This is a genomic window from Gemmatimonas sp. (genome assembly GCF_021298855.1).
In the GTDB taxonomy this organism is placed as follows: domain Bacteria; phylum Gemmatimonadota; class Gemmatimonadetes; order Gemmatimonadales; family Gemmatimonadaceae; genus Gemmatimonas.
The window spans coordinates 50,422-62,326 of the sequence record NZ_JAJTHI010000023.1; the positions used below are offsets into that span (position 1 = coordinate 50,422).

The 11,905-nt window shown below is 68.0% G+C and carries 11 protein-coding genes; 6 read left to right on the top strand and 5 right to left on the bottom strand.

What is annotated here, in order from left to right; translation table 11 throughout:
• The first annotated feature begins 27 nt into the window (after positions 1-27).
• Together LW840_RS09275 and LW840_RS09280 are read left to right on the top strand one after the other, a co-directional pair.
• A complete protein-coding gene (locus LW840_RS09275) occupies positions 28-792 on the top strand; it encodes an AraC family transcriptional regulator (protein WP_291276858.1) in 765 nt (254 codons plus the stop codon).
• A gap of 95 nt (positions 793-887) precedes the next feature.
• Positions 888-1,268, top strand: coding sequence for a VOC family protein (locus tag LW840_RS09280; RefSeq protein ID WP_291276859.1), 381 nt, complete (start codon positions 888-890; stop codon positions 1,266-1,268).
• On the opposite strand, the gene LW840_RS09285 is transcribed toward LW840_RS09280, so the two are convergent.
• Positions 1,252-2,127, bottom strand: coding sequence for an alpha/beta hydrolase (locus LW840_RS09285; RefSeq protein WP_291276860.1), 876 nt, complete (start codon positions 2,125-2,127; stop codon positions 1,252-1,254). The genes LW840_RS09280 and LW840_RS09285 overlap by 17 nt on opposite strands.
• Before the next feature lie 155 nt (positions 2,128-2,282).
• Between LW840_RS09285 and LW840_RS09290 the strand changes: the two genes are divergently transcribed.
• Positions 2,283-3,944 (top strand): M20/M25/M40 family metallo-hydrolase, encoded by a 1,662-nt coding sequence (locus tag LW840_RS09290; RefSeq protein WP_291276861.1) that lies wholly within the window; start codon positions 2,283-2,285, stop codon positions 3,942-3,944.
• A 10-nt stretch (positions 3,945-3,954) separates the two neighbouring features.
• Here LW840_RS09290 and LW840_RS09295 read toward each other — a convergent pair whose 3' ends face one another.
• From LW840_RS09295 to LW840_RS09305, 3 genes are all read right to left on the bottom strand, one after another.
• Complete coding sequence (locus LW840_RS09295) at positions 3,955-4,356, bottom strand: type II toxin-antitoxin system VapC family toxin (RefSeq protein WP_291267274.1); 402 nt, start codon at positions 4,354-4,356, stop codon at positions 3,955-3,957.
• Complete coding sequence (locus LW840_RS09300; RefSeq protein WP_291267275.1) at positions 4,356-4,583, bottom strand: type II toxin-antitoxin system Phd/YefM family antitoxin; 228 nt, start codon at positions 4,581-4,583, stop codon at positions 4,356-4,358. Before LW840_RS09300 ends, LW840_RS09295 begins: the two co-directional genes overlap by 1 nt.
• A gap of 126 nt (positions 4,584-4,709) precedes the next feature.
• A complete protein-coding gene (locus LW840_RS09305; protein WP_291276862.1) occupies positions 4,710-6,032 on the bottom strand; it encodes a universal stress protein in 1,323 nt (440 codons plus the stop codon).
• A gap of 247 nt (positions 6,033-6,279) precedes the next feature.
• On the opposite strand from LW840_RS09305, the gene LW840_RS09310 reads away from it, so the two are divergent.
• From LW840_RS09310 to LW840_RS09320, 3 genes are all read left to right on the top strand, one after another.
• The gene (locus LW840_RS09310; protein WP_291269365.1) at positions 6,280-7,338 is read left to right on the top strand and encodes a DUF1028 domain-containing protein; all 1,059 of its coding nucleotides are present in this window, start codon (positions 6,280-6,282) and stop codon (positions 7,336-7,338) included.
• A 53-nt stretch (positions 7,339-7,391) separates the two neighbouring features.
• Positions 7,392-8,579, top strand: coding sequence for a carboxypeptidase-like regulatory domain-containing protein (locus tag LW840_RS09315; protein ID WP_291269364.1), 1,188 nt, complete (start codon positions 7,392-7,394; stop codon positions 8,577-8,579).
• Positions 8,580-8,819: 240 nt separating this feature from the next.
• Positions 8,820-11,024 (top strand): penicillin acylase family protein, encoded by a 2,205-nt coding sequence (locus LW840_RS09320; protein ID WP_291276863.1) that lies wholly within the window; start codon positions 8,820-8,822, stop codon positions 11,022-11,024.
• A gap of 216 nt (positions 11,025-11,240) precedes the next feature.
• On the opposite strand, the gene LW840_RS09325 is transcribed toward LW840_RS09320, so the two are convergent.
• The coding region (locus LW840_RS09325) for a S8 family serine peptidase (RefSeq protein ID WP_291276864.1) at positions 11,241-11,905 on the bottom strand (665 nt) is incomplete at its 5' end.

The following is an 11,905-nucleotide window of genomic DNA, read 5'->3' on the forward strand; positions in this document are numbered from 1 at the left end:
CACGTGATCACGGCAAATTGCCGGGGAATGTCCAAGACGACGCCCACGACCATGTACACCCCGGTTCCCGACGGCTTCAGCGTTCGCAGTGATGCCGTACGCTACACCGAGCTGCCGCCCCCGCCCGATCTGGCGGGCATGGTGCACTGCTTCTGGGAGCTGCGTACCGTCACCGACCTCCCGCAGGACTTCCTGTATCACGCCCTCCCCGACGCGTGCGTGAACCTGCTGTTCAATCGACTGGCGCCCACCATCGCCGGTGTCACGGCACTGCACACCTCGGCCACCACCCTCAATCTGGGAACGGTCTTCCACTGTGTCGGCGTGCAGCTGTATCCGGGCACGTGGCAGGGCAACAGGGATGAACTGGTCAACCGCTACGTGGGTACGCCGTACATGGGGGCGCTCCCGCTGGTGGACACGAACCAGCGGCTCGCGGGTCTCACCTTCGGCGCCATGACGCACCATCTGGCTCAGCTGGTGCGATGGTGTGTGGCCGAGGGACTCGTGGTACCCAATCCCCTTACGGCGCGCATTCTCTCCCGGCTGGATGCCATCAGCACCGTCGCCGACATGGCCGCGCTGGTTGGCCTCTCTCCCCGACAGCTGCAGCGCACTCTCAAGCGGCAGACGGGCTTCGCGCCACACGACCTGCTCAAGGTGCTGCGGGTGCAGCAGTCCTTCCGACAGCACTATCTCGACCTGTACGCCGATCAGGCGCACTACATCCATGCCTTCCGGCAGGCCACCGGTTATACCCCGGTGCAATACCGCAAACGATTCGGCGGCTGATCGCGCGGCAGTTTTCGGCGCGTCCGATTTCTACAAGACCGCGCGTCTCCCGATCATTAGGCTCCTCACTCCACCTGAACCCTTTGGAGTGACAGATGCAGACAACGAATGCGATCGGCTGGTTCGACCTGTACGTGGACGACCTGGACCGGGCCGTGACCTTCTACGAGACGGTGTTCCAGCAGACGCTGGAGCCGATTGGCGACCCGACCGGCGAAACGATCATGCGGGGATTTCCCGCGAGCATGCAGGCGTATGGGGCGGCGGGCGCCCTCGTGAAGGCGCCGCACGCGCGTCCGGGCGTGGGCGGTACCCTGTTGTACTTCAGCGTGCAGGACTGCGCCGTGGAACAGGCGCGTGTGACCACGGCGGGGGGTACGGTTGTACGCCCCAAGTTCTCCATTGGGGAGTTCGGCTGGGTCACGCTGTGCATGGACACCGAAGGGAACATGTTCGGGATCAACTCGAGGGAATGAGCCGCTGATTCAGAAACTGCGTCAGCTCGGCTTCGAACAGGGGCACGTTGTTCCACGCCGCGTGCCCCTGACCGGTGAGGGTGACGAGACGATGCGGTATACCCACCTGGGTGGCGCGCGCCACCAGCTGCAGCGCCTCCGCGTACGGCACGGTGGTGTCTTCGGTGCCGTGGAAGATGAGCAGCGGCGGCTCACCGGCCTGCATGACGCTGTCGGCCGCCTGCGGGAGGCTGCCCCAGAAGTTCACGACGGTCTTCACCGTGGAGGGAAAACCGGGATTGCCGCTCGCGCCCTCGCCAAGCGACTGGTCGTAGCTGCTGAACAGCGCCGTAATGCCACCCGCCGAGCTGCCCACGAAGCCAATGCGTGTGGGGTCGAAACGGAAGGTGCGGGCATTCGCGCGCACCCACCGCACGGCCGCCCGCGCATCATGCACCGCGTCACGAATGCCGCCAGCCGGATCGGCGTTGAAGGTGACGCCGTTCCGCAGCCGGTAGCTGATGGACACACTCACATACCCGCGCAGCGCGAGCGAACGCGCGAGCCGCGGAATCTGGCCGTCGGTGCGCGTACCCGACACGAACCCGCCGCCGTGAATCCACACGAGCACCGGGCGCGCCGAAGCCGTATCGCCTTCCGGCTGGTACAGGTCGAGCAGCAAGGGGGCCGCGCTGGTACTGCCGAACGGCACCGAAGCGCCGTACGGGACCCCCGTTTGCGTCGCCACCGCGCTGAACACGGTGTCCACGTAGCGGGTCTTCCGCGGCAGGGTGTCGACTTGGACCACATTGGCACTGTCGCAGCCAGCCACGGCCACGCTCACGCACACCACCGCCAGCCGCGCGAAGCGATCAACCACCACGCACCTCACCGCACCACGAGTGAACGCCACAGGAGACCTCTCAGGAGAAAGACGAACGGATACCGGGACGGTTAACGCGCCAGCGCATCCCCGCGCGGCCGCGTAAACTCTCAGCTGGCACCACCGCCTCTTCGCCTTCTCCACACGGACATATGCTTCGACACTCGCTGCTCCTTGGCGCACTCACCGCCGCCTATGCCACCACGGCGCTCGCCCAGGGCGGCCGTGGCGGGGCCCCGCAGGGCCCCACGCTCCCCCCCACGAATCCGCAGGCACGGCCGGTGGACCGGGCCAACGCGCCCTACGTGCGTGCCACGCCGCCCACCAACGCGATGATTCAGCAGATCCATGAGGAGGGGATGCAGCGCTCCCAGGTCATGAAGATCGCGCAGGTGTTGCTCGACTCCATCGGGCCGCGCCTCACCGGCTCCACCGACGCCGACCGCGCGCAGGCGTACATGGTGAGCACCTTCACGAACTGGGGGCTCCAGGCCCGCATCGAGAACTACGGCACCTGGAACAGCTGGAAGAACGGCGCCGCCTTTGCCGAACTGCGCTTCCCGCGCGTGCGCGGACTCGAAGTCACCGCCATGGGCTGGACCCCCGGCACGAAGGGCAAGTGGATCGAGGGCGATGTCATCGTGATCCCCGAGAACGTCACCACGCCCGAGCAGTTCACCGCGTGGGTGCCGTCGGCCCGCGGCAAGTTCGTGCTGCTCAATGCCCCGCAGCTCTCCTGCCGCATGCCGTCGCAGTGGGCGGAGTTCGGCACCGTGGAGTCGCGTGACCGGCTGCGCCTTGAGCAGAACGCGCTGAGTGCCTCGTACAGTCAGCGGGTACTGGCCGGCGGCGGGCCACGCGCCATTCAGGCCAGGCTCAAGCAGGCCGGCGTGCTGGGCGCGCTCACGACCAACTTTTCGCAGTTCCCGGGCATCAACAAGGTGTTCGGCTCGGCCTCGCAGGAAATTCCCACCGTCGACGTGGGGTGCGAGGACATGGGGCTGCTGTACCGCCTGGCCACCAACAATCAGGGGCCGAAAATCCGCCTCATGATCGACGCCGAAAAGGGCCCGGAGCGCCCGGTGGGCAATGTGATTGCCGAGCTGAAGGGCACCACGCTGCCCAACGAATACGTGGTGCTGTCGGGGCACTTCGATTCGTTCACCGGCGGCTCGGGCGCCACCGACAACGCGACCGGCTCGCTCACCATGATCGAGGCCATGCGCATCCTCAAGACCGTATACCCGAAGCCCAAGCGCACCATCGTGATCGGCCTCTGGAACTCGGAGGAGCAGGGACTCAACGGCTCCAAGGCGTACGCCGAGATGCACCCGGAAGTGCTGGCGGGCATGCAGATGCTCTTCAATCAGGACAACGGTACGGGGCGCATTTCATCCATCAGCCCCGGTCCGTTCGTGCACGCGGGCGCGTTCCTGTCGCGCTACATGAGCGAGATGCCGGCCGAGATCACGCAGTGGGTGCGTCTGGGCGGCAACACCCTGTTCGGCGGCCCCAGCGGCACCGACCACACCACCTTCGTCTGTCACAAGGCGCCCGGCATTGGCACGGGGGCGCTCAGCTGGGACTACAGCAACACCACGTGGCACACGAACCGTGACACGTACGACAAGATCGTGCCCGAAGATCTGCGCAACAACGCCACGCTCATCGCTATGCTGGCGTACATGGCGTCGGAAGACTCGCAGACGTTCCCGCGCGATCTGATTCCGCAGGGGATAGCGCAGGATGGCACCCCGCGCCCCTGGCCTGCCTGCCCCGGCCCCACGAAGAGCGCGGCGCAGTCGGCCCGCTGACGCCGGCGATTTACCAGCACACTTCCACGCCAAGCGCAGCAAAGGCGGCGTCGTTGGTCACCACGACGCCGCCCAGCGCAACCGCCTGCGCGCCGATCAGGCGGTCGAAAGGGTCGCGATGCGCACTGGCCAACTGCCCCGCGCGTACGGCCGATGCCGCATCGACATCCAGCAGTCGAAAGCCGTCCGCTTCCACGACATACGCGAAGTCGTTGAGCATGGCCGGCGGTACCGTGAGCTTGCCCAGGCGCACCTTGGTGGCAATCTCGAACGCGCTGGCGGCGCTCACGTACACCGGGCGCTGCGGCGCTTCCAACAGGAGCTGGCGCGCCAACGGCGACAGGCGCGGGCTATCGGCGTGCCAGAAAATGAACGCGACGGTGTCGAGCAGGAGCGGCGTATCGGGAGCCATCAGAGCCCCGCGGCGTCGGCATCCTCGTCGGACATGGGCGCGAAGGCGTCGTCACTGAAGTGAATGGCCTCCTTGAAGCGCCCCGGCGTTGGTACGGGCACGAACGGCCGCAGCTCGGCCATGGGGTGCCCGTTGACGCTGATCACATACCCCTCCCCCGACGCCGCGACCTCGCGCACCAGCGCCGCCAGCTTGGATTTGGCCTCGGAAATGGGAATGGTCGGCATAATTGGTCAATATACCTTGACCATACAGACAGGTCAACTTCAGGCGGCGCCAGTGTCCGCCCGTACATGACGCTGCCGGCCGAGCCACGAGGAACGTGAGGGGAGCTGATCGGGGCTCCGCACCCCTCACGTCTCGAGTTGCAGCTCCGTCACGCCCCCACCCTGTTTCACCACCAGCCGCCGCTCGCGGCCCGAGGCGTCGGACACCACCACCACCTGCTCGCACCCCGGCACCTGATGGGAGAGGTGATTCCCGGGCTCCTCCGACGGGCCGAATGACATCGTGAGTATGCGCCCCGCGGCTTCGTAGCTCATCCCCGCGAGCACGAGGTGATGGCCAAGGGCATGCGTCCCGATATCCCGCCGCTGCACCTCGACCGTGCAGGCATGCCCACGATGGCGCTCGGTGAACGCGGCCAGTTGCGCGTCGAGGGTGTCCAGCGGAATTGCCCGGGTCTGGTCGGACGGCACCGGCGTCTGCGCCCGCGCGGCCGCGTGCGTGTGCGCCGTTCCCGGCACGCACAGCACCGAGCACGGCGCCGATCGCACCAGCACGGCGGCCACACTGCCCAGCATCACGCGACGCAGAAAGCCGTAGCCATGCGTGGCCGTCACGATGAGGTCGGCCGGGTGGCGCTCCAGATGCTCCATGAGACGCGTCGACACGTTCCCCTCGAGCAGCGTCGTTTCGAAGGTCATCTCCCGCTGCGCCAACCGGTCGATGATGGCACGGAAACTCGCCTGCACCTGCGTGCGGTACTCGTTGGCGAAATCCCCCAACCCCGGGGCGTGCTCTGTCAGATTCGGGGCCACGTGCACCAGCTCCACCGTGGCGTCGGGCGCGCAGAGGGGGAGGGCCACCTGCGCCGCATACACGCTGAAGGCGCTGAAGTCGGTCGCAATCACCACACGACGGGGCAGTCGCTCGAGGCCAGGGTCAACGGCCAGCACCGGCGTCTCCCCACGCTGCAGCAGACGCAGCACCGACTCGCCGCCCATGGTACGCTCGAGCATGCCGTGGCGACCACGCCCCACCACGATGACGCGCGCGTCGAGCTCCCGCGCCCGCTGAACGATCTCCCCCACGGGCTCGCCACTGCGGACCGTCACGGGCCACACGGCCCGTTCGGCCATGTCGGGCACCAGCCGCGCCAGCTGCCCGCGCACCTGCGTGGTGCGTTGGGCAACGAGTTCGGCTGTCGTCAGCCCCAGCGTGGGCATCGCGTCGAACGCGTACATGGGAACGGATGTGGGTTGCACGGCACTCATCACCTCGATGGACGCCCCCGTATGCACCGCCAGCAGCCGCGCCACCGGGAACGTGGCGTCGGAGGCGTCCGAGGCGTCACTGGCAATCAGTACCGGGCCGTGGGGTGGCTGCACCGGCGAAAGCGGTCCCAGCAACTCCATCGGCGCCGTGAACGGGGAAGCGGTCTCAGTGGCACGCATGCGTGTTTCTCCTGGGTAGGGATCTCATGCAGCGTGCGCGCGTCGCCGCGGTGGTGCCATGCGGAATCCCCTCACATGCCGTGAGGAAAAGTGGTACGGGTGACGGGGTCATCCGCGTTCCGCGGCAGAACGCCCCCCAGGTCGCCTCGGCCGGTCGTGCCAGGCACCCTGCTGGCAGGCTCAACGGGCGGCCGCCAACTTCTCCGCATATTCGCGCCGCCTCCCGCCGCTCCCACCCGTGCCCACCATGCGCCGCTCCCGCCACGTTGTTGCCGTCGTTGCCCTGCTGGCCACCGCGCGCCCCCTCGCCGCCCAGGAGCCCGCCGCGTGGCGCGACGGACCCGTCTTTCACACCTTCTCCATTGCCGCCGTCGACCCGCGCACCGGGGAAGTGGGGGTGGCGGTCACCACGCGCGTGCCCTGTGTGGGCAACGGCGTGCCGTGGGTGCGCAAGGGCGTGGGCGCGGTGGCCACGCAGGCCAGCACGCGCACGGAGTACGGCACCGAACTGCTCGACGCACTGGCGCGCGGGGAAGCGCCCGACGCCGCACTCACGCGGTTGCTGGCGGCCGACAGCGGCGCGCAGCAGCGGCAGATTGGCGTGATTGCCCTCGACGGTCGCAGCGCGCAGCACACCGGCACGGGCACCAACGCCTGGGCGGGGCACCGTGCCGGCAAGTACTACGTCACGCAGGGCAACATTCTGGTGGGGCCGCAAGTCATCGACGCGGTCGCGAAGCAGTTCGAGTCCACCGAGGGCACGCCGCGGCATCTGGCCGATCGTCTGGTCGAGGCGCTCAACGCCGGCTTCGAATTGGGCGGCGACAAGCGCCACGGGCTGCGCACGTCGGCGGCCGTGGTGGTGGCCGACCCGCGCCCGGGCATGTCGCGCCGCACCGATGGGCAGACGGTGCACATCAACATCTGCGAGCACGAGCAGCCGCTGGCCGAGCTGCGCCGCGTGTACGACGCCGTGTCGCAAACCCTGGGGTATCGCACGCTGCAGCAGTATGCGGGCGGCGACGTGTTCCAGCTCAAGGTGATGCTCAACGCGCTGGGATACTACAAGCCCGGCGAAACGCTGTCGCCGCGCATGCCCGACGCCAACCTGTACACCGCTGATGTGGTGGCCGCAGTGGACAGTTTCCGTACCAGCGAAGGCATGGGCACCCCCCGCATTGGCGGCTCACCCGCGGGGCTGGTGGACCCGGAAACCGTACAGCGGCTCTGGGCCGCGCTGGCCAAGGCGGGCAAGGACAGCGCCGTGCGGCAGCAGCTGCTGGACATCACGATGATTCGCCGGTGAGGGCGCACGCCGGCCGACTGGCGCACCTACTGCTTTACCAGTAGATATTGGGCATGCGCTCGCCGATCATGTGGGTTTCGTGTCTGGCCTGCCGAGCCTGGGCCGGTATGGTGTGCATCGCCATTCTCGGGGCGTCCACGCTCGCCCACGCCCAGGCGAACGCCGCCGGCACCCTCACCGGTACGGTGCGGGCCACGCCCACCGGCGTCGCGCTGCCGTATGCCGTGGTCTCCATTGGCGCACTGGGGCTCGAGCGATTCTCCGGTGCCGACGGCCGGTTCGTCATGCCCAATGTGCCGGCCGGGACTCACGCGGTCACGGTGCGCCGCATCGGCTTCGTGCCGCAGCCGTTCACCGTGACCATCACCGCTGGCGGCATCACCACGCTCGAGGCGCAACTCGTGCAGATCCCGGTACGGCTGACCGCCATGAAGGTGCGCCCGGCCGAACCGTGCAAGACACCGGGGTTGCCGGACCCGGCCAAGTTTCCCGAGGTGGCGCAACTGGTGGGATTGCTGCGCGAGAACGCGGCGACCGCTCGCACGCTCGCGACGCAGCATCCGTTCGTCTACTCGCAGTATCGGGCACTCGGCTCACTGGTGAACGACTCGGTGCATCTGGTCTCTGTTGTGGCGGAACGCATGGTTGGCGTGCGTGAGGTCCTGTACCGGCCGGGGCGCGTGGTCACCACCACGGGGCGTGGTGCGGCCCGCAGCTCGGTGATGACCCTGCCTACCATTCTCGACCTGACCGACAAGGCGTTCATCGACAACCACTGCTTCCGCTACAGCGGCAGCAGCGTGCATGCGGGGGCGCAGGGTGACGAAACCTGGGTGCGGCTCGATGTGCGCGCGAGCGACAAGCTGCGCTCACCCGACGTACACGGGGTGTTCTACCTGGATAGCGCCACCGCGCAGCTGCGGCGCATGGAGCTCGAACTGAGCCGCGCCGACCGACTTCCGCCAGGACTCCGGAGCGTGCGTGTCGTGCAGGTCACGACCACGTTTCTCGAGATCGCGCCGGGGTTGTCGGTGATCGACGACGTGTGCGGCATCAACTGGATTCGAGCCAATAGTGGGCGGGGAGAGCCGGCGCACCCGGCGGAGCTGCAACACGTGGCCGCGGTGCACTTCGGCGCGCCGCCACCGGATGTACCGGCAACGCGCGAGTTGCCACCGCCGGTGTGGGTGAAAGGCGGGCGCATCGCGCGAACCGCGCTTTCGTGCGCCGAGCTGCCGTAGTACGCCGGCGCTGCTCCGCCATCCGCACTCGCGACTCCCGGCGTCCGATCGCACATTGAACGGGTAACGCAACCGTTTCCCTCACGCCGCCGCCGCCTCTCTCCCGCCCCAGTCATGCGCCCGCTTTCGGCTGTCACGACCCTCCTGTTTTGTGCGGGCTCCACGCTCGCCGCGCAGTCCGCGACCGCCACCCGACCCGTCGGCAAGCCAGGGGTCGCGCGCACGACGCCAGCCTACGACGTGACCATTCGCTGGACCAGTTATGGCATCCCCCACGTCAAGGCCAACGACGTCGGCAGCCTCGGCTTCGGCTTTGCGTATGCCACCATGACCGACGCCGCCTGCACGATCGCGCGTGACGTGGTGATGGTGCGCGGCGAGCTGTCACGCACCTTCGGGCCGGACAGTGGCCATCGCGAGAGCGACATCTTCCACCGCGCGCTGCTCACCGATTCCGCGGTGAAGGCGTTCAAGGCCACGCAAAGCGCGTCGGCGAATCGCTCGACCGCAGGCTACGTGGCGGGGTACAACCGCTATCTCCAGGACCAGGCGGCCAATCTCTCGCCCAGCTGCAAGGGCGCCGCGTGGGTGCGTCCCATCACGGTCGACGACGTGATCCGGCTCCACATGAGTTTCGGCATTCGGTACGGCGTGGGGCGCTTCATGAAGGAGATGGCGACCGCAGCGCCGCCCAGCGAACGCAAGGCCGCCGGCTCGGGTGACGACACCGCCGTCCAGACCGACTTCGACGCACCGGAAGGCATTGGCAGCAACGCCGTCGCGATGGGCAAGGATGTGACCACGACCGGACGCGGACTCCTGCTTGGCAACCCGCACTACCCGTGGCGGGGGTCGTCCCGCTTTCACCTCATTCACACCACCATTCCCGGCCAGCTCGACGTGATGGGCGTCAGCCTGTACAGCAGCAATGGCGTCATCCTTGGCTTCAACAAGGACATCGCGTGGACGCACACCGTGTCCACAGGTACGCGCTCCACGTTCTACGCACTCGACCTCGATCCGAACGATCCCACGCGCTACAAGTACGGCAATGCATGGCGCGCGCTGCAGCGCGTGACCGTGCGTGTGCCGCTCACGAGCGCCACTGGCGCCACCTCGACCGAGTCGCGCACGGTGTGGATGTCGCACTACGGGCCCGTCGTGATGTCGGAGCAGCTGCCGTGGACCACCGCGCGCGCCTTTGCCATTCGCGACGTCAATCTCGCCAACCATCGCGCGGCCGCCACCTATGACGCCCTGGGGCGGGCGCGAACGATCGCCGATGTGGACGCCGCCATCAGCCTGGGCGGCGTGGCGTTCACCAACACCATCGCGGCCGATCGCGAGGGCACGGCCTACTACGCCGACGTGAGCGCGGTGCCCAACATCGATGCGGCCATGCTCACCGCCTGTCGCGTACAGGCGCGCGGCATTCCGGCCGCCGTCATTGTTCTCAACGGCGCCGACCCGGCCTGCGAGTGGAAGCAGGACACGGCGAGCGCGGTGGCCGGCGCGATGCCGCCGAGGGCGATGCCGCGACTGCGCCGGACCGATGTCGTGTCGAATGCAAACGACAGCTATTGGCTCACCAATCCCGCGGCACCCCTCGAAGGCTTTTCTCCGATCATTGGCGGCGAGCGTACGGCGCGCAGCCTGCGCACGCGCGCCGGGCTGCAGTTCATCGCCGAAGCGACCGCCAACGGCAAGAAGGTCAGTGTCGAGCAACTGCAGGCCATGCTGTACAGCCATCGCAACTATGGGGCCGAGCTGTTGCTGAACGATGTGCTGGCGCTGTGCGCCGCGCCGATCGCGCCGGTCACCACGCCCAACGGCAGCGTGGATCTTGCAGCGGCCTGTTCCGCACTGGCGGCGTGGGACCGCAAGGAAACGATTGACAGTCGCGGCGCGCAGGTGTGGCGGGAGTTCTGGGCGTTCGCGGCGCGTATACCGAATGCGTGGAAAGTGCCGTTCGACGCAGCCGACGCCGCGAACACGCCGCGCGGACTTGCCACCGACAATCCCACCGTGAAGGAAGGACTGCGGCGTGCGCTGGCGCAGGCGCAGCAGCGCCTCGCGCAGGCCGGTGTCGCCCCCGATGCCACGCTGGGCAGCGTGCAGTACGAAGTGCGCAAAGGTGAGCGCGTGCCCATTCCGGGCGGCGCCGGCGGCACCGGCATGTGGAGTGTCATCACCACCGAGCTCAAGCCCGGCGGCTACTCACCCATCATTCATGGCAACAGCTACATCCAGGTGGTGGGCTGGAAGGCCGACGGCACCGTGGACCCGCGCGGCATCCTTACCTATTCGCAGCACGAAGACCCGAACACGGAGCATGGTGGCGATCTCACCCGGCTCTACAGCAAGGGCGAGATGATCAGGCTGCCGTTCTCGGAGGCCGACATTATCGCCGACAAGAACCTGCGTGTGGTGCGATTGAAGCAGTAGGCGCCGGCGGGGCCCAGTGGCTCGAGCACCGCCGCGCCGCCGGGGCGGCGTCGCCTCGCTCTCGAGCAGGTCGAGCGCGACCTGTTCGTTCTCTCCCCCCTCCGCATGGTGGCCGGCGTGTATCGCCGATGCTGCGGGCCGATATCCTCGTCGTGCCCGCAGCTGTGTCCGTTCACCCGCACGACGCCGTTCGTGACGCCGTTCGTGTCGATCTGCCTACTTGAGCGTGACCACGGTCGACGCCACGCCCAGTGTTTGCGTTCCGAGCCGCGCGGTGACCGTAATGGTGACGGTGCCAGGCGAGCCGAAGTTGACCGTCATGCGGCGCAGGTTCGTGCCCGCCGTGGTGGTGAACGGCCCGATGGCCCACGTGTACACCACCGAGTTCACGCTGGCGGCCGAGGTGTTGGTCGGAACGCTCGCATCGATCGTGCACACGCGTGCCGCGCAGGACGACGTGAGCGTGAATGTGCCCGCGGTGGGCGCCGGCGTTGGCGTGGGCGTGGGCGTCGGCTTCGGTGTTGGGGTCGGAGTAGGCGTCGGCGCTGGCGCCGGTGCCGCTACACCCGGCAACCGCTGCAACGTCAGCAAACGGTTGGGCGTGTTCGGCAAGAGCCCCGTCATCCTGCCCGTCGTACTCTCGGCCAGCAGCCACGCCGTCACCGCATCCGGTGTCGCGGTCTTCGTGACACCCAGATAGGCCGCCGCCGCACCGGCCACGAGCGGCGACGACATTGACGTGCCCGACGCGCTCACCAGCGCCGCATCACTCGCCATGCCGGCGCCCGGGACCGCAGCACCAGGTGCGCTCAGGTCGATGCAGGCGCCGCCGTTGGAGAACGGCGCACGCGTATCCGCCGCACCGTTGGCCGACGCACCCA